Source organism: Streptomyces sp. CB02056 (assembly GCF_001905545.1).
GTDB lineage: Bacteria > Actinomycetota > Actinomycetes > Streptomycetales > Streptomycetaceae > Kitasatospora.
In genome coordinates this window covers 65,119-82,585 of record NZ_LIPD01000001.1, presented here as the reverse complement: position 1 = coordinate 82,585, position 17,467 = coordinate 65,119, and the positions used below count along the sequence as shown (strand labels likewise).

Here is a 17,467-nt window from a genome sequence, read left to right as displayed (position 1 = left end):
CGGGGCCGGAGGGCCGGGCGGCCGGGGCCGGGGCCGGGAGGCCGGTCCGGTTACGGGCGGCGGGCGAAGCCCGGCACGCGCCGCTTCTTGTACGACGGGCCCGTCGAGGTGTCGCGGGTGGTGCGGTAGCGGGCCAGCGTGCCCAGGCCGGAGCCGCCCTCGTCGTCGTCCGCGGCGGCCACCGGGTCGCGGCCGAAGCGGCGGCCGAGGTACATCACCAGCGGCACCACGAAGGGGGCCAGCAGCAGGTCGTAGAGCAGGGCGCTGATGACCAGTCCGCCGAGGCCGACGTGCCGGGCCGCGGTGTCGCCGACCAGGGCGCCGACCATCGCGTAGAGCAGGGTGGAGGCGACCGCCGCGGCGCCGACCACGACCAGCGAGCCGGCCACGGACCGCTGGCGGCCGTGGTCCGGGCGCAGCAGCCCGGCGGCGTAGCCCATCAGGCAGAGCACCAGCGCGTAGCGGCCGATGGCGTGGTCGGAGGGCGGCGCGAGGTCGGCCAGCAGGCCCCCCGCGAAGCCGACCAGGCAGCCGCCGGTGGGCCCGTAGACCATGGCCAGGCCGACCACGACGAGCAGCAGTATGTCCGGGGTGGCTCCCGGGAGCTGGAGCCGGCCGAACACGCTGACCTGGAGGATCAGGCCGAACAGGACGAGGCCGGCGGAGACGGGGATGCGGGCGAGGCGCATGGCTCAGTTCCCCCCAGTGGGCTTGGCGGGCGGGGCGGCGGGCGCGGAGGCCGGGACCTGGCCGGGCACGGAGGCCGGGACCTGGCCCGGCGCGGCGGCCGGCTGGCCCGCGGCGGGCGCCGGCGGCAGGACGGCGTCGCGCGGGTCGGCGCGCGGCGGCACGACCACCACGCCGACCAGGTCCAGCCGGGTGAACTGGACGAAGGGCTCGACCAGGACGGTCTTGGTCAGCTGGCCGGCGTTGGCCTGGACCTCGACGACCTTGCCGACCGGGACGCCGGGGACGAACGGGCGGCCGCTCTGCGAGCCGAAGGTGACCAGCCGGTCGCCGGCCTTGACCTGGGCCTTGCCGTTGAGCAGGGAGACCTTCATCGGGCTGTCGCCGCCGCCGGAGGCGAAGCCGATCTCGCCGGTGCCCTCCAGCCGGGTGCCGGCCGAGAAGCCGGGGTCGGAGGCGAGCAGCACGGTGGCGGTGGTGGGAGCGACGGTGGTGATCCGGCCGACCAGGCCCTGACCGTTGATCACCGTCATGTCGCGGGTGAGGCCGTCGTCGCTGCCGGCGTCGATGGTGATGGTCCAGGAGAAGCCCTGGGCCGGGCCGATCGCGATGACCTGGGCGGCCTTGACGGTGTAGCCGCCGGCGCCGGCGGTGCGCAGCAGGTCGTCCAGCTGTTTGGTGCGCCCGGTGGCCATGTCGGAGGAGGCGAGCTTCTGCCGGAGTTCGGTGTTCTCGCGGGCGAGCTGGTCGGTGCGGCCGCTGTCGGTGGCCGCGTCGCGGAAGGCGCGGACGGTGTCGGCGACCGGGTCGACGACGGTGGCGGCTCCGCGCTCGACCGGTCCGAGGACGCTGGCGGCGGCGTGCCGGGCGGGCCCGAGCGGGGAGTCCTCACCGCCCTTGATGTCCACGGTGATCAGCGCGAAGGCGACGGCCACCAGCAGGATCAGCAGCAGCCGGCTCTCTCGTGTGTCCCTCACGGTGCTGGTACTGCCCCTTCGTACCTGGCCGCCGCCCGGGGCTGTGGGGCCCGGGCGGCGGCCCGTTCAGTCGAGTGTCTGATGTGACGCGTGGTGCCGGTGGTGCGGCGACCTGTCAACGACGCGGCGAAGCGTCGAGTACCTGCTGGAGCGCCTCGAACTCCTCGACGCACTTGCCGGAGCCGAGCGCGACGGAGTCGAGCGGGTTCTCCGCGATGTGGATCGGCATGCCGGTCTCGCGGCGCAGCCGCTCGTCCAGGCCGCGCAGCAGGGCGCCGCCGCCGGTGAGCACGATGCCCCGGTCCATGACGTCGCCGGCCAGCTCGGGCGGGCACTGGTCGAGGGTGGTCTTGACCGCGTCGATGATCGCGTTGACGGGCTCGTCGATGGCCTCGCGGACCTCGGCGGCGGAGATGACCACGGTCTTGGGCAGACCGCTGACCAGGTCGCGGCCGCGGATCTCGGCGTGCTCGTCCTTCTCGCCCTCCAGGCCGAAGGCGCTGCCGATGCTCATCTTGATCTGCTCGGCACTGCGCTCGCCGAGGAGCAGCGAGTACTCCTTCTTGATGTGCTGGACGATCGCGTTGTCCAGCTCGTCGCCGGCCACCCGGATGGACTGGGCGGTGACGATGCCGCCGAGGGAGATCACGGCGACCTCGGTGGTGCCGCCGCCGATGTCGACGACCATGTTGCCGGTGGCCTCGTGGACGGGCAGGCCGGCGCCGATCGCGGCGGCCATCGGCTCCTCGATGATGTGCACCTGGCGGGCGCCGGCCTGCGAGGAGGCCTCGATGACGGCGCGGCGCTCGACGCCGGTGATGCCGGAGGGCACGCAGACCACGACGCGGGGGCGGGCGAGGTAGCGGCGGCGGTGGATCTTGAGGATGAAGTACCGCAGCATCCGCTCGGTGATCTCGAAGTCGGCGATCACGCCGTCCTTGAGCGGGCGGATGGCGACGATGTTGCCCGGGGTGCGGCCGATCATCTTCTTGGCCTCGGCGCCGACGGCGAGGATGCCGCCGGTGTTGGTGTTCACCGCGACGACGGACGGCTCGTTCAGAACGATGCCCTTGCCCCTGACGTACACCAGCGTATTGGCTGTTCCGAGGTCGATCGCCAAGTCGCGGCCGATGAACGACAGGTTGCTCGCCATGGGGTGTGGGTGCCTTCCCGGGCTCGGAGTTCATGGGGGGGTGGACGAATGCGCGCGTCCACGCGTGGGCGGAGAACAGCTGAGCTGTCTTACCGGGCCCTTGAGTCGCGTCCATCGTAGCCACGCCACTCGGTACGGACGTCGGCGTGGGGCATACCGTCCATTGTCCGGGGCGTGATCGCATCTCCGAGGATTGGGACGCCGTGTCGGCGTCGCCAGTTCCCTATTTCACGATAAGAATGCCCCGGCCGGGCCAATGGTCCCGACCGGGGCGGTACGAACGTCCCCCCGGGCGTGTCGCCCGGGTCCCGCTCGCCGGATCAGGCGTGCGCGGGGAAGAAGATCTTGATCTCGCGCTCGGCGGACTCCGGGGAGTCGGAGGCGTGGATCAGGTTCTCGCGGGTGATCGTCGCGTAGTCGCCGCGGATGGTGCCGGCCCCGGCCTCCAGCGGGTTGGTGGCGCCGGCCAGCATGCGGATGCCCTTGACGACCTCCTCGCCCTCGACGATCAGCGCGATCGACGGGCCGGTGGTCATGAACTCCAGCAGCGGCTCGTAGAACGGGCGGCCCACGTGCTCCGCGTAGTGCTGCTCCAGCGTCGCCCGGTCGAAGGTGCGCAGCTCGATGGCGGCGAACCGCCAGCCGGCCTTGCGCTCGATGCGGCTGATGATCTCGCCGGCCAGGCCGCGGCGGACGGCGTCGGGCTTGAGCAGGACGAGAGTGCGCTGGGACACGGTGCGTCTCCTGGGGATTCGGTTCGGCAGACAGTCGGGTCGACAGGCGGCGCCGACAGGGCAGAGATTACCTTGCGTACACGGCGTGTCGGTCCGCTGGTCCGGGCCTCAGGCCTGTACGGCGGCGGCCTCCGCGGCGGCCCTGGCGGCCTTGAACGCGTCCACCTTGCGGCCGTAGTGCACCGAGCACCACCACAGGCCGGCGAAGACCACGCCGAGCCCGAACATGGTCGGCAGCACGAAGCCGCTGGCGATCAGCCCGATCTGCAGCGCCCAGCCGATCTGCACCGCGCCGGGGCGGTCGATCATGCCGCAGAGCAGGACGCACAGTGCCATCGCGATGCCGCTGACCGTCCAGATCTCCGCGTTGGAGACATCGGTGAGCCGCATCGCGACCAGCGCCGCGAACAGGACCAGCAGCACTTCGCCGATCAGAGTCGAGGAGCAGAGCGTCCTCATGTCACTTCCTCCCGAGCAGCAGGCGGGCCTCGCCCACCGTGATGACCGAACCGGTGACCAGCACCCCGGCGCCGCCGAGGTCGCCCTCCTCCTCGGCGAGGCTGACGGCGGCGGCGATGGCGTCGTCGAGCCGGGGCTCGACCTGCACGCGGTCCTCGCCGAAGATCTCGACGGCGAGGGCGGCGAGCGCGTCGACGTCCATCGCGCGGTGGGTGGAGTTCTGGGTGATGACGACCTCGGCCAGGATCGGCTCGAAGGCCTCCAGCACGCCGGCCACGTCCTTGTCCCCGGAGGTGCCGATCACGCCGACGAGCCGGGTGAAGCCGAAGGACTCGGTGAGCGCGGCCACGGTGGCGCGGGCGCCGTGCGGGTTGTGCGCGGCGTCCAGGACGATCGTGGGGCTGCGGCGGACGACCTCCAGGCGGCCCGGCGAGGAGACGCCGGAGAAGCCCTGGCGGACCTTGTCCACGTCCAGCTGCCCGCCGCGCGCGCCGCCGACGCCGAAGAAGGCCTCGACCGCGGCCAGGGCGAGGGCCGCGTTGTGCGCCTGGTACTCGCCGTGCAGCGGGATGAAGACGTCCTCGTACTCCTCGCCGCCGAGTCCGCGCAGCGTCACCAGCTGGCCGCCGACGGCGAGTTCGCGGCGGATCACGCCGAACTCCATGCCCTCGCGGGCGACCGTGGCGTCCACCTCGACGGCGCGGCGCAGGATGTTCTGGGCGGCGTCCAGCTGCTGCTGGGCGACGACGGCGACGGCGCCGGACTTGATGATCCCGGACTTCTCGACCGCGATCTCGCCGGTGGTCTCACCGAGCTTGTCGGTGTGGTCCAGCCCGATCGGGGTGATCACGGCGACGGCGGAGTCGATGACGTTGGTGGCGTCCCAGGAGCCGCCCATGCCGACCTCGACCACGCCGACGTCCACCGGGGCGTCGGCGAAGGCCGCGTAGGCCATGCCGGTCAGCACCTCGAAGAAGGACATCGGCACCGGCTGCGCCGCGTCGACCATCTGCACGTAGGGCTCGATGTCGCGGTAGACCTCGACGAAGCGCTCGGGGGTGATCGGGGCGCCGTCCAGGGTGATCCGCTCGGTGACGGACTCCACGTGCGGGCTGGTGTAGCGGCCGGTGCGCAGCTCGAAGGTGTTGAGCAGCTGCTCGATCATCCGGGCGGTGGAGGTCTTGCCGTTGGTGCCGGTGATGTGGATGGACGGGAAGGACCGCTGGGGCTGGCCCAGGATGTCCATCAGCGCCTCGATCCGGTCGAGCGAGGGCTCCAGTTTGTTCTCCGGCCAGCGCTTGGAGAGCTCCACCTCGACGTCGCGCAGGGCGTCGCCGGTGCCGCCGTCGGCGGGGCGGATGGTGTACGGGTTCGGGTCGGCCTTGTCGCTCACGTCCACAGTCTACGGAGCGCTGGCGGGTCCTCCTCACGGGGTGAGAACGACCACTTTGCCCGCTCTTTCCCATGATCAGCTAATTTCCTCCCTTTACTATTGATTTAGCGATTTGAACCGCAATGAAGCATCGATTCGCAACCGATAGGAGCCTTCGGCCTTTGATCACTGGGAGCGCTGCGCCATGCCCGACGCCCTGCACGAGTGGATCGTGCTTCGCCAGGACGCCGTCGTCTGGGTCGCCGGACTGATCTCCCTGGCGCTCGTCGGCTACATGGCCCTCGTCTTCGGACGCTTCCTCGTGTACTGGGCCGGCTCCCGCCACGCCTTCCGGCACGGCCGCCCCGCCGAGCCCGGCGACCCCGCCGCCTTCCGGTGGCACCTGGTGATCCCCTGCCGCGACGAGGAGGCCGTGGTCACCCAGACCCTGGACGGCCTGCGGACCAGCGCGCCCGAGGCCCATCTGTGGGTGATCGACGACGACAGCGAGGACGCCACCCGCGAGCTGGTCCTCGCCGCCGCGGCCCGCGACCCGCGGATCCACCTGGTCCAGCGCCGCCGCCCGCACGCCCGGATCGGCAAGGGCGCCGCCCTCAACGCCGCCTACCGGGAGATCTCCGCCCGGCTGCCCGAGGGCACCGACCGCTCCCGGGTGGTGATCGGCGTGGTCGACGCCGACGGGCAGCTCGACCCCGGCACCCTCGCCCGGGTCTGCAACCCCAAGGCCCTCGGCCGGCCCGACACCGGCGCCGTCCAGATCGGCGTCCGGATGCGCAACGCCGACGACGAGCTCCCGCTGCCCGGCCGGGGCCGGCTCGCCAACGCCCTGGCCCGCGCGCTGGTGCGGATGCAGGACGTCGAGTTCCAGGCCACCAACACCGGCATGCAGCTGCTGCGCCGCCGCACCGGCAGCGTCGGCCTCGGCGGCAACGGCCAGTTCGTCCGGCTCACCGCCCTCGACTCGCTCACCGCCGAGGAGGGCCGGGCCGGCCGGCCCTGGCCGGAGCGCGCCCTGCTGGAGGACTACGAGTCCGGCCTCGACCTGCGCCTGGCCGGCTGGCGGCTCACCCACGTCACCGAGGCCCAGGTCTCCCAGGAGGGCCTGACCTCGCCGCGCCGCTTCCTCACCCAGCGCACCCGCTGGGCCCAGGGCAACATGCAGTGCCTGCGCTACACCGGCCGGGTGCTGCGCTCCCCGCACTACACCGCGACCGGCAAGGCCGAGGTGCTGTACACCTTCCTCCAGCCGGTGGTCTGCGTGCTGCTGGTGCTGCTCTTCCCCGTCTCGCTCGGGATCACCGGCGCCGGGCTGGTGCTCTTCCCGGAGGAGACCGCCGAGTTCCAGCTCCGGTTCGGCCCGTGGATGCTGCTCGCCTTCGTGCTCGCCACGCTGCCGATGGTGTTCTGGGGCTTCGCCTACCGCCGGGCCGTCCACCCCGACCGCGGCCGGCTCACCGGGCTGCTCTGGGGCGTCCTGGTCTGGCTCTACGCCTACCACCTGTTCGTGGTCGCCACCCGGGCCGCGGTCCGGATGCTGCTCGGCCGCAACGGCTGGGCCAAGACCCGCCGCAACGCCGAGAAGACCGCCCTCGGCGCCCCCACCGCGCTCGAGTCCTGAGCCCGCCCCTCTCCCTTCGCGCCGCCCCTCCCCCACGCCACCGGAGCCCCGCATGAGCATGTGCCTGCCCCCGTCCAGCGTCGCCGTCGTCCTCGGCACCCGCCCCGAGCTGGTCAAGCTCGCCCCGCTGATCCACGAACTCGGCGACGCCACCCGGCTGGTGCACACCGGCCAGCACTGGGACGAGGCGATGTCCGGCCGCTTCCTGCGCGACCTGGACCTGCCCCGGCCGGAGCTGCTCACCGGGGTCGGCGGCCGCCCCCGGGCCGGTCAGATCGCCCAGTCCCTCGGCCAGTTGGACGCCGCCTTCGCCGAGGACCGCCCCGCCGCCGTGGTCGTCCAGGGCGACACCAATGCCACCCTCGCCGGGGCGCTGGCCGCCAACGCCCGGGAGATCCCGCTGGTCCACGTCGAGGCCGGGCTGCGCAGCTTCGACCGGGCGATGCCCGAGGAGCACAACCGGGTGATGGTCGACCACGTCTCCGACCTGCTCTGCGCCGCCACCGGGGAGAACGTCGCCAACCTGCGCGCCGAGTCGCTGGCCGAGGACCGGATCGAGCTCACCGGCAACACCGTCGTCGAGGTGGTCCGCCGTCAGCTGCCGGACGGGGCCGCCCGCGCCGCGCTGCTCGCCGCGCACGGCCTGCGCCCGGACGCGTACGTGCTGGCCACCGTGCACCGCCCGGAGAACACCGACACCGCCGAGGCGCTCGGCGCGGTGCTCGCCGAGCTGGACCGGATCGCCCGGGCCGGCACCCCCGTGCTGTTCCCGATGCACCCGCGCACCCGGGCCGCCGTCGAACGCTTCGGCCTGGACGGCCTGCTGGAGCGCCTCGCCGTCACCGGCCCGGTCGGCTACGGCGACTTCCTGGGCCTGGCGTGCCACGCGGCGCTGCTGGTCTCCGACTCCGGCGGCGTGCAGGAGGAGTGCACCGTGCTCGGCCGCCCGCTGCTGGTGGTGCGCCGCTCCACCGAGCGTCCGGAGGCGGTGGCGGCCGGCTTCGCCGCGCTGGTGCGGCCCGGCGAGGAGCTGGGCACCCTGGCCCGCGCCTGGCTCTCCGACACCCCCGAGCGGCTCGCCCGGCTGGCGGCCACCCCGAGCCCGTACGGCGACGGCCTGGCCTCGGCCCGGATCGCCGCGCTGACCGCGGCACTCGCCGACCCGGCCGGCCGGCAGGCCCTCCCGTCGGCCGCCTAGGTCCTCTTGACAGCAGAATTGGTCTACTCCACCTTGTGAGGCAAGTCTCCGTTCCCGACCGGGACTTGAGTTGTCGGTAGCTCCCGCACGCGCACCATCGACACCCCGGACGGCGCTCCTCCCCCACGAGGCGCCCGCCGGGCCTCCCCCACTGGAGACGGAGTCATGCCACCTGCCCGACACCGGCGCCCGCGCGCCGTCCACTCCCTGCTCGCCGGAGCGAGCGCCCTGGTCATCGGCCTGGGCGGACTCGTCCTGGCCGGCGGCACCGGCGCCCACGCCGCCGACACCGACCTGATCGTCAACGGCGGCTTCGAGACCGGGAACCTGTCCGGCTGGACCTGTTCGAGCGGTACGGTCCAGCGCACCACCGTCCACTCCGGCACGTACGCCCTGCAGTCCACCCCGGCCGGGAGCGACACCGGCGAGTGCACCCAGACCGTCCAGGTGAAGCCCTCCTCCGCGTACACCCTGAGCTCCTGGGTGCAGGGCTCGTACGTCTACCTGGGCGCCCGCGGCACCGGCGGCACCGACCCGAGCACCTGGACCCCCGGCGCCGGCGGCTGGACCCAGCTGACCACGAGCTTCACCACCGGCCCGAACACCACCAGCGTCACCGTCTACCTGCACGGCTGGTACGGGCAGCCGGCCTTCGCCGCCGACGACGTCTCGCTGCTCGGCCCCGGCGGACCGCAGCCGTCACCGAGCCCGACGGCCACCGCCACCTCCACCGCCTCGCCGAGTCCGACGGCCACCCCCACGGACAGCGGCACGCCCACCCCCACCTCCACCGGCAAGCCGCCGGACCTGCCCAAGCACATCCTCACCGGCTACTGGCAGAACTTCGACAACGGCGCCACCGTCCAGCGGATCAGCGACGTCCCGGCCGCCTACGACATCATCGCGGTCTCCTTCGCGGACGCCACCGCCACCCGCGGCGGCCTGAGCTTCACCCTCGACCCGGCGCTCTCCTCCCGCCTCGGCGGCTACACCGACGCCCAGTTCAAGGCCGACATCGCGGCCAAGCGGGCGGCCGGGAAGCGGGTGGTGCTCTCCATCGGCGGCCAGAACGGCACGGTCTGGGTGGGCGATTCCGCCTCCGCCGCGACCTTCACCAGCACCGCCTGGGCGCTGATGCAGAGCTACGGCTTCGACGGGATCGACATCGACCTGGAGAACGGCATCAGTTCCACCTACATGGGCCAGGCGCTGCACGCCCTGGCCGCGAAGGCGGGGAGCGGATTCATCCTCACCATGGCGCCGCAGACGATCGACATGCAGTCGACCGGCATGGAGTACTTCAAGCTGGCGCTGAACGTGAAGGACATCCTCACCATCGTCAACATGCAGTACTACAACTCCGGCGCGATGAACGGCTGCGACGGGAACGTCTACTCCCAGGGCACCGAGAACTTCCTCACCGCACTGGCCTGCATCCAGCTCAAGGGCGGGCTGCGGCCCGACCAGGTGGGCCTCGGGGTGCCGGCCTCCACCAGCGCCGCCGGCGGCGGGTACCTCGCCGCCGGCACCGTCAACAACGCGCTGGACTGCCTGGCCTCCGGCACCAACTGCGGCAGCTACAAGCCGGATACCACCTGGCCGGGCATCGGCGGCGCGATGACCTGGTCGACCAACTGGGACGCCAAGGCGGGCAACCCCGTGGCCGGCACCATCGGCTCGCACCTGCACGCCATGCCGTAACCGGCGCGGCCGGCCTGCCGGAGGCCCGGGTTCAGACCCCGGCCCGGGCCTCCGGGACGTGCGCGGCGCCGCCGTGCCGACGGCGCAACTCGGCCGTGATCTCGGCCAGTTCACCGTCGGGCAGCAGCGGCAGCATCATCGCGACGCCCTGCAGCAGACCGCCGAGCAGGAAGGTGGTGTCGGGCGTCGCGGCCACCAGGCCGCGGACCTCGGCCACCTCGCCGGCCGCCACCGCCTCGATCAGCTGGGCCGCGCTCGCGGTCTCCTCGTCCACCGCGACCCCGCCGGTGTCCTCCGGGGCCCGCCGGGCCATCGCCCGCAGCACCCGGTCGCCGACCTCGGGGGCGTACGCCTTGCGGACGGCCTCGGCGGCGATCCAGGCGAGCAGGGTGGTCACCTCGCGCTCGGCGTGCTCGGCGAACAGCAGGTCCAGCTCGTGGTCGAACGCGATCTGGTTGCCGTGCCGGAACGCGAGCAGCAGGGTCGCCGCCCTGGCCTTGGCCTCCTCGACCGCCTCCAGAGGCAGTTCGTCGGCCAACTCCTCGGTCACCACCACGCCATGCCCTCCCGTCCGTCGCTCAGCAGGAACGCTCAGCGGAAACGCCCATTCGGAAACTCCGTGCACACGGTACACAGCGGACCTGCAAACTTCCGCGAACCCGCGCGGGCAAGACCGGAATCAATTCGCTCGGAATAGGACCTCACCCGGTCGCAGGATGATAATTCGCCGGAAGGGAGCAATGTTCCTGGGCTATTTGGTGTAAGGAAAGCGGCCGGGGAAGCCGAACCGGAACCGGAACCCGGAAAACGCCGAGGGGCCGCACCCCGCGCGTCGCGGAGTACGGCCCCTTCGGCGGGGACGGGCGGTCAGCCCTGCGGCAGCGCCGCGAGCTGGGCGGTGATCCGGGCGATGTCGGCCTCGGCGGCCTCCTGGCGGCCCCGGATCTTGGCGACCACCTCGTCCGGCGCCTTGGCGAGGAACGCCTCGTTGCCGAGCTTGGCGGTGGTCTGGGCCTTCTCCTTCTCGGCGGCCGCGAGGTCCTTGGCCAGGCGCTTGCGCTCGGCCGCGACGTCGATGGTGCCGGAGAGGTCCAGCGACACGGTGGCGCCGGCCACCGGCAGCGAGGCGGTGGCCGCGAAGCCCTCCTCGGGCGCGGTCAGCCGCAGCAGCGAGCGGATCGCGTCCTCGTGGACGGCCAGCACGGTGCCGGCCAGCTCCAGCCGGGCCGGGACGCGCTGCGCGGGCTGCAGGCCCTGGTCCGAACGGAACCGGCGGACCTCGGTGACCACCTGCTGCAGCGTGGCGATCTCCGACTCGGCGGCCGCGTCACGGTAGCCGCTGTCCTTCGGCCACTCGGTCACGACCAGCGACTCGGCGCCGGTGAGCGCCGTCCACAGCGCCTCGGTGACGAACGGGACGACCGGGTGCAGCAGCCGCAGGGTGACGTCCAGGACCTCGCCCAGCACCCGGCGCGAGGCGTCCGCCTGCGGACCGCCCTTGGCCAGGGTGGTCTTGGAGAGCTCGACGTACCAGTCGAAGACCTCGTCCCAGGCGAAGTGGTACAGCGCGTCCGTGGCCTTGGCGAACTGGTAGTCCTCGTACAGCCCGTCCACCTCGGCGACGGTGGCGTTCAGCCGCGACAGGATCCAGCGGTCGACCGCGGTCAGCTCCTCCGGCGCGGGCAGCGGGCCCTCGACGGTGGCGCCGTTCATCAGCGCGAAGCGGGTCGCGTTCCAGATCTTGTTGCAGAAGTTGCGCGAGCCCTTGACCCAGTCCTCGCCGATCGGCACGTCGGCGCCCGGGTTGGCGCCGCGGGCCAGGGTGAAGCGGACGGCGTCGGCGCCGTAGGCGTCCATCCAGTCCAGCGGGTCGACCGCGGTGCCGGAGGACTTCGACATCTTCTTGCCGAACTCGTCGCGCACCAGGCCGGTCAGGGCGACGGTCTTGAACGGCGCCTCGCCGTCCATCGCGTACAGGCCGAACATCATCATCCGGGCGACCCAGAAGAAGATGATGTCGTGGCCCGTCACCAGGACGTCGGTCGGGTAGAACTTCTCCAGGTCGGCGGTCTTCTCCGGCCAGCCGAGCGTGGAGAACGGCCACAGGCCGGAGGAGAACCAGGTGTCCAGGACGTCCGGGTCCTGGTGCCAGCCCTCGCCGGTCGGCGGCTGCTCGTCCGGTCCGACGCAGACGACCTCGCCGTCCGGGCCGTACCAGACCGGGATCCGGTGGCCCCACCAGAGCTGGCGCGAGATGCACCAGTCGTACATGTTGTCGACCCAGTCGAAGTAGCGGCGCTCCAGCTCCTTCGGGTGGATCTCCACCTTGCCGTCGCGGACGGCGTCGCCGGCGGCCTTGGCCAGCGGCTCGACCTTGACCCACCACTGCAGCGACAGCCGCGGCTCGACCACGGTGTGGCAGCGCGAGCAGTGGCCGACCGCGTGCATGTACGGACGCTTCTCGGCGACGATCCGGCCCTGCTCGCGCAGCGCGCCGACGACGGCCGAGCGGGCCTCCAGCCGGTCCATGCCGAGGAAGGGGCCGTGCACGGTGATCGCACCGCACTCGTCCATGACGGACAGGTTGGGCAGGTCGTGGCGCTGGCCGATGGCGAAGTCGTTCGGGTCGTGCGCGGGCGTCACCTTGACGGCGCCGGTGCCGAACTCCGGGTCGACGTGCTCGTCGGCGACGACCGGGATCTCACGGTCGGTCAGCGGCAGCTTGATGGTCCGGCCGACGAGGTGCTTGTAGCGCTCGTCCTCCGGGTGGACGGCCACCGCGGTGTCGCCCAGCATCGTCTCGGCCCGGGTGGTGGCCACGACGATCGAGTCGTCGCCCTCGCCGTAGCGGATCGAGACCAGCTCGCCCGGGGTGTCCTCGTGCTCCACCTCGATGTCGGACAGCGCGGTGAGGCAGCGCGGGCACCAGTTGATGATGCGCTCGGCGCGGTAGATCAGGCCGTCGTCGAAGAGCCGCTTGAAGATGGTCTGGACGGCCTGGGACAGGCCCTCGTCCATGGTGAAGCGCTCGCGCGACCAGTCCACGCCGTCGCCGAGCCGGCGCATCTGGCCGAGGATGCGGCCGCCGTAGCTCTTCTTCCACTCCCAGACCTTCTCGACGAAGGCCTCGCGGCCCAGGTCGTGGCGGGACAGGCCCTCCTCGGCGAGCTGCTGCTCGACCTTGTTCTGGGTGGCGATGCCGGCGTGGTCCATGCCGGGCAGCCAGAGCGTCTCGAAGCCCTGCATGCGCTTGCGGCGGGTCAGCGCGTCCATCAGCGTGTGCTGGAAGGCGTGGCCCAGGTGCAGGACGCCGGTGACGTTCGGCGGGGGGATGACGATGGTGTACGCGGGCTTGTCGCTCTTCGCGTCCGCGGTGAAGTAGCCACGGTCCACCCAGCGCTCGTACAGCTCGCCCTCTACGTCCGCGGGGGTGTAGGTCGTCGGGAGGGTCGCTGCTTCGTCCCCGGCAAAGGTGCTCACGGGGCGCTGGTTCGTCGTGTCGGTCACGACGCACAGTTTACGTAACCGGGGGGTGGGTCACGAACCGCTTTCCGGTCCGCGGCCCGGGCGCGGACCGGACGGGTCCCGGTCCGGCGCCGTGCGGTAGCGTGCCCGGGCACTCGTCCGGTGGACCGGACGGGCACGGACGACCGGACAGACGACAGGCCGCGGGTGCGGCGGGGGAGCACGGACGCAGATGTACGGCCAGGGACAGCAGTACCCGCAGGGACAGCCGCAGCCGTACGGGGGTCAGCCGCCGTACGGCCCGCCGCCGCAGCAGCCGTACGGCGCGCCCCCGCCCCCGCCCGCGTACGGCCGGCCGCAGTACGGCCAACCGCAGCCGCAGCCCCCGTACGGCCAACCGCAGTACGGCCAGCCCCCGCAGCAGCCGTACGGTGTGCCTCCGCAGGCCCCGTACGGCCAGCCGGGCTACCCGCAGCAGCCGGAGCAGCGCAAGGGCAGGGGCGGCCTGGTGATCGGGCTGGTGGTCGGCGCCCTGGTGCTGGGCGGCGGCGGCTTCGCCGCCTGGAAGTTCCTCGGCGGGAGCGACCAGGGCGGCCGGTACCGGATGTCCGCCCCGGACACCATCCCGGACGGCTACTCCCAGAAGTCGGCCGAGGACAAGGCCGTCGACCCGAACAAGCCGGAGGCGGCGGACTTCGGCAAGGACCTCCACGTGATCGCGGCCAGCTACAGCCGGGGCACCGACCTCGACACCTTCTCGGTGCTCGGCGTCTACGGGAAGCTCAACGACCCCGGGAAGATCATCGCGGACGCCAAGAAGAGCACCGGCGACGACGACGTCACCTGGACCACCCCGCTGACCGACTTCCCGGCCCGCGACTCCAGGAACTCCTCCGCGAAGCTCTCCTGCGGCGTGGCCGGGATCGCGGGCAAGCCCGGTCCGACGGTCTGCGTGTGGGCGGACAGGTCCACCACCGGCCGGGTCACCTTCAGCAGGATGAACGTGAACAGCCACGGCCAGCTCACCGGCGGCCAGGAGACCACCCTGACCCAGGCGGCCGACCAGACCAGGGCGATCCGCGACGCCATGGTCGTCGCCAAGTAGCGCGCACCACGAGGAGGGGCCCCGCACCGGATCCGGTGCGGGGCCCCTCCTCGTGGCGTCGGCCTCGGGTCAGGCGCTCTTCTCCCGGCGCTCGCGCTTGATCATGTCGCGCGGCACCAGGGTGGGGATGGCGTGCTTGGAGACGACGTCCCCGGTGACCACCACGCGGGCGACGTCCTGACGCGAGGGGACCTCGTACATCACGGACATCAGCACCTCCTCCATGATGGCCCGCAGCCCGCGCGCGCCGGTGCCGCGCAGGATCGCCTGGTCGGCGATCGCCTCCAGCGCGTCCCGGGAGAACTCCAGCTCCACGCCGTCCAGTTCGAACAGCTTGCGGTACTGCTTGACCAGCGCGTTGCGCGGCTCGGTGAGGATCTGGAGCAGCGCCTCGCGGTCCAGGTTGTGCACGCTGGTGATCACCGGCAGACGGCCGATGAACTCGGGGATCATGCCGAACTTCACCAGGTCCTCGGGCATCACCTGGCGGAAGTGGTCGCTGGCGTCCGACTCCCGCTTGGAGCGGATGTTGGCGCCGAAGCCGATGCCCTTGGCACCCGCGCGGCCCTCGATGATCCGCTCCAGGCCGGCGAACGCGCCGCCGACGATGAACAGCACGTTCGTGGTGTCGATCTGGATGAACTCCTGGTGCGGGTGCTTGCGGCCCCCCTGCGGCGGCACCGACGCGGTGGTGCCCTCCAGGATCTTCAGCAGGGCCTGCTGCACGCCCTCGCCGGAGACGTCCCGGGTGATCGACGGGTTCTCGCTCTTGCGCGCGACCTTGTCGATCTCGTCGATGTAGATGATCCCGGTCTCGGCCTTCTTGACGTCGTAGTCGGCCGCCTGGATCAGCTTGAGCAGGATGTTCTCGACGTCCTCGCCGACGTAGCCGGCCTCGGTCAGCGCGGTGGCGTCCGCGATCGCGAACGGCACGTTCAGCATCCGGGCCAGGGTCTGCGCCAGCAGCGTCTTGCCGGAGCCGGTGGGGCCCAGCAGCAGGATGTTGGACTTGGCCAGCTCGATGGCGTCCTCGCGGCCGTTGCCCCCGCTGCGGCCCGCCTCACCCGCCTGGACCCGCTTGTAGTGGTTGTAGACGGCGACCGACAGCGCCTTCTTGGCGAGGTCCTGGCCGACCACGTACTGGTCCAGGAACTCGTAGATCTCGCGCGGCTTCGGGAGCTCCTCGAAGCGCACCTCGGAGGTCTCGGCGAGTTCCTCCTCGATGATCTCGTTGCACAGGTCGATGCACTCGTCGCAGATGTACACGCCTGGGCCGGCGATCAGCTTCTTCACCTGCTTCTGCGACTTGCCGCAGAACGAGCACTTGAGCAGGTCGCCACCGTCTCCGATGCGTGCCACGAGGTGCTTCCCCTTCGCCAGGGGCCCCGCAGGGGTTCCGGGGCCTGGTGCTGTGGACCGTCAACGCCGACGGCGCTCGGTCTCGCTATCCGACGGTACTCTGCCGGGCCCGTGATTCCGTCCTCTTCGCCAGGTCTGCCCTACGCCCTGGGCGAATTGATACCGAACAGATGCCGTCGCACGGGCCCGCCGATGGGCCGGGGCGGGGTGCGCACCCGTGTGCGCACCCCGCCCCGACGGGCCCCGCCGACCCGCTCGCGGGCCGGAGGGAGCCGACCTCAGGAGGTCAGCGAGGTCTTGCGGGTGGAGATGATCTGGTCGATCAGGCCGTACTCGGCGGCCTCCTCGGCGGTCAGGATCTTGTCGCGCTCGATGTCCTCGCGCACCTGCTCCGCCGTCCGGTTGGAGTGCTTGGACAGCATCTCCTCCAGCTGCTCGCGCATCCGGAAGATCTCCTTGGCCTGGATCTCCAGGTCGGACACCTGGCCGCGGCCGGTCTCGGTGTACGGCTGGTGGATGAGGATCCGGGCGTTCGGCAGCGCCATCCGCTTGCCGGGGGTGCCGGCCGCGAGCAGCACGGCCGCGGCGGAGGCCGCCTGGCCCATGCAGACCGTGGTGATGTCCGGCTTCACGTACTGCATGGTGTCGTAGATGGCCGTCAGGGCCGTGAACGAGCCGCCGGGCGAGTTGATGTACATCTGGATCTCGCGGTCCGGGTCCATCGACTCCAGGCACAGCAGCTGCGCCATGATGTCGTTCGCCGAGACGTCGTCGACCTGCGAGCCGAGGAAGATGATGCGCTCCTCGAACAGCTTGGCGTACGGGTCGTACTCGCGGATGCCCTGCGTGGTGCGCTCGACGAAGCGCGGGACGATGTAGCGGCCCTCGGCGCGCATGTCCTCGACGCGGGCCTGGGCGGCCGACAGGCTGGGGATGTTCATGGGGGTCCTTGTCCTCCGAGGCGTTGGGGCTGTGGTGTCGCGGGCCGGGCCGAGGCTCAGGCAGCGCCCGTGCCGCCGCCGCCGGGGACGTCCGCGGCGCTGTGCATGATCGCGTCGATGAGGCCGTACTCCAGGGCCTCCTCCGGGGTGAACCAGCGGTCGCGGTCGGAGTCGGCGGTGATCTGCTCGAAGGACTGGCCGCTGTGGTGCGCGATCAGCTCGGACATCCGCTTCTTGGTGCGGAGCAGCTGCTCGGCCTGGATCCGGATGTCGGTGGCGGAACCGCCGAGGCCCGCGGAGGGCTGGTGCATCAGGATCGTGGAGTTCGGCAGCGAGAAGCGCTTGCCCGGGGCGCCCGCGGTGAGCAGGAACTGGCCCATCGAGGCCGCCATGCCCATCGCGATGGTGACGACGTCGTTCTTGATGTACTGCATGGTGTCGTAGATCGCCATGCCGGCCGAGATCGAGCCGCCCGGGGAGTTGATGTAGAGGAAGATGTCCTTCTCCGGGTCCGCGGCCAGCAGCAGCAGCTGCGCGGTGATCTTGTTGGCGATGTCGTCGTCCACCGCCTGGCCGAGGAAGATGATCCGCTCGTTGAGCAACCGGTTGTAGACCTGGTCGCCAAGGCCGCCGAGCACGTCACCAGCGGCGGCGTGCGGTGCCATCGGGCCAGGCAT

The 17,467-nt window shown here is 71.7% G+C and carries 15 protein-coding genes; 4 read left to right on the top strand and 11 right to left on the bottom strand.

Going from position 1 to position 17,467, the window contains the following annotated elements; translation table 11 throughout:
- Positions 1-50 precede the first annotated feature (50 nt).
- From mreD to folC, 6 genes are all read right to left on the bottom strand, one after another.
- Complete coding sequence (gene mreD / locus AMK13_RS00355; protein WP_049658707.1) at positions 51-689, bottom strand: rod shape-determining protein MreD; 639 nt, start codon at positions 687-689, stop codon at positions 51-53.
- A gap of 3 nt (positions 690-692) precedes the next feature.
- Positions 693-1,664, bottom strand: coding sequence for a rod shape-determining protein MreC (gene mreC / locus AMK13_RS00350; RefSeq protein WP_074000688.1), 972 nt, complete (start codon positions 1,662-1,664; stop codon positions 693-695).
- A gap of 115 nt (positions 1,665-1,779) precedes the next feature.
- Positions 1,780-2,805: a rod shape-determining protein gene (locus AMK13_RS00345; protein ID WP_049648984.1), complete on the bottom strand. Its 1,026-nt coding sequence runs from the start codon at positions 2,803-2,805 to the stop codon at positions 1,780-1,782.
- Positions 2,806-3,137: 332 nt separating this feature from the next.
- The gene (gene ndk / locus AMK13_RS00340; protein ID WP_049648947.1) at positions 3,138-3,551 is read right to left on the bottom strand and encodes a nucleoside-diphosphate kinase; all 414 of its coding nucleotides are present in this window, start codon (positions 3,549-3,551) and stop codon (positions 3,138-3,140) included.
- Positions 3,552-3,659: 108 nt separating this feature from the next.
- Positions 3,660-4,010, bottom strand: a complete 351-nt coding sequence (locus tag AMK13_RS00335; protein ID WP_049648948.1) for a DUF4233 domain-containing protein — start codon at positions 4,008-4,010, stop codon at positions 3,660-3,662.
- A gap of 1 nt (position 4,011) precedes the next feature.
- Complete coding sequence (gene folC / locus AMK13_RS00330) at positions 4,012-5,403, bottom strand: bifunctional tetrahydrofolate synthase/dihydrofolate synthase (RefSeq protein WP_079271806.1); 1,392 nt, start codon at positions 5,401-5,403, stop codon at positions 4,012-4,014.
- A gap of 184 nt (positions 5,404-5,587) precedes the next feature.
- Here folC and AMK13_RS00325 point away from each other — a divergent pair, with 184 nt between their 5' ends.
- The 3 genes from AMK13_RS00325 (at position 5,588) to AMK13_RS00315 (ending at position 9,920) form a co-directional block, all read left to right on the top strand.
- On the top strand, positions 5,588-7,021 hold the full coding sequence (locus AMK13_RS00325) for a glycosyltransferase family 2 protein (RefSeq protein WP_079271719.1): 1,434 nt from the start codon (positions 5,588-5,590) through the stop codon (positions 7,019-7,021).
- A gap of 52 nt (positions 7,022-7,073) precedes the next feature.
- Positions 7,074-8,219: a non-hydrolyzing UDP-N-acetylglucosamine 2-epimerase gene (wecB, locus tag AMK13_RS00320; protein WP_338016237.1), complete on the top strand. Its 1,146-nt coding sequence runs from the start codon at positions 7,074-7,076 to the stop codon at positions 8,217-8,219.
- Positions 8,220-8,384: 165 nt separating this feature from the next.
- The gene (locus AMK13_RS00315; RefSeq protein ID WP_049648949.1) at positions 8,385-9,920 is read left to right on the top strand and encodes a chitinase; all 1,536 of its coding nucleotides are present in this window, start codon (positions 8,385-8,387) and stop codon (positions 9,918-9,920) included.
- 31 nt (positions 9,921-9,951) lie between these two features.
- On the opposite strand, the gene AMK13_RS00310 is transcribed toward AMK13_RS00315, so the two are convergent.
- Both AMK13_RS00310 and AMK13_RS00305 read right to left on the bottom strand, forming a co-directional pair.
- Positions 9,952-10,476 carry a hypothetical protein gene (locus tag AMK13_RS00310; RefSeq protein WP_074000687.1) on the bottom strand — a complete coding sequence of 175 codons (525 nt, stop codon included), beginning with the start codon at positions 10,474-10,476 and terminating at the stop codon, positions 9,952-9,954.
- A gap of 311 nt (positions 10,477-10,787) precedes the next feature.
- Entirely contained in the window at positions 10,788-13,427 is a 2,640-nt protein-coding gene (locus AMK13_RS00305) for a valine--tRNA ligase (RefSeq protein WP_049648951.1), read from the bottom strand.
- Between the two features lie 190 nt (positions 13,428-13,617).
- Between AMK13_RS00305 and AMK13_RS43270 the strand changes: the two genes are divergently transcribed.
- Entirely contained in the window at positions 13,618-14,490 is an 873-nt protein-coding gene (locus AMK13_RS43270) for a hypothetical protein (protein ID WP_074000686.1), read from the top strand.
- Between the two features lie 69 nt (positions 14,491-14,559).
- Here AMK13_RS43270 and clpX read toward each other — a convergent pair whose 3' ends face one another.
- From clpX to AMK13_RS00285, 3 genes are all read right to left on the bottom strand, one after another.
- Positions 14,560-15,849, bottom strand: coding sequence for an ATP-dependent Clp protease ATP-binding subunit ClpX (gene clpX / locus AMK13_RS00295; protein WP_045696864.1), 1,290 nt, complete (start codon positions 15,847-15,849; stop codon positions 14,560-14,562).
- A 278-nt stretch (positions 15,850-16,127) separates the two neighbouring features.
- Positions 16,128-16,790 (bottom strand): ATP-dependent Clp protease proteolytic subunit, encoded by a 663-nt coding sequence (locus AMK13_RS00290; RefSeq protein WP_049648953.1) that lies wholly within the window; start codon positions 16,788-16,790, stop codon positions 16,128-16,130.
- Positions 16,791-16,846: 56 nt separating this feature from the next.
- On the bottom strand, positions 16,847-17,467 hold the full coding sequence (locus AMK13_RS00285) for an ATP-dependent Clp protease proteolytic subunit (protein ID WP_049648988.1): 621 nt from the start codon (positions 17,465-17,467) through the stop codon (positions 16,847-16,849).

Excerpts from the sequence above, each read along its gene's own strand:
- mreD (WP_049658707.1), bottom strand. The coding sequence starts at position 689 with ATGCGCCTCGCCCGCATCCCCGTCTCCGCCGGCCTCGTCCTGTTCGGC.
- AMK13_RS00335 (WP_049648948.1), bottom strand. The coding sequence starts at position 4,010 with ATGAGGACGCTCTGCTCCTCGACTCTGATCGGCGAAGTGCTGCTGGTC.
- AMK13_RS00325 (WP_079271719.1), top strand. The coding sequence starts at position 5,588 with ATGCCCGACGCCCTGCACGAGTGGATCGTGCTTCGCCAGGACGCCGTC.
- wecB (WP_338016237.1), top strand. The coding sequence starts at position 7,074 with ATGAGCATGTGCCTGCCCCCGTCCAGCGTCGCCGTCGTCCTCGGCACC.
- AMK13_RS00315 (WP_049648949.1), top strand. The coding sequence starts at position 8,385 with ATGCCACCTGCCCGACACCGGCGCCCGCGCGCCGTCCACTCCCTGCTC.
- AMK13_RS43270 (WP_074000686.1), top strand. The coding sequence starts at position 13,618 with ATGTACGGCCAGGGACAGCAGTACCCGCAGGGACAGCCGCAGCCGTAC.
- AMK13_RS00290 (WP_049648953.1), bottom strand. The coding sequence starts at position 16,790 with ATGAACATCCCCAGCCTGTCGGCCGCCCAGGCCCGCGTCGAGGACATG.
- AMK13_RS00285 (WP_049648988.1), bottom strand. The coding sequence starts at position 17,467 with ATGCCTGGCCCGATGGCACCGCACGCCGCCGCTGGTGACGTGCTCGGC.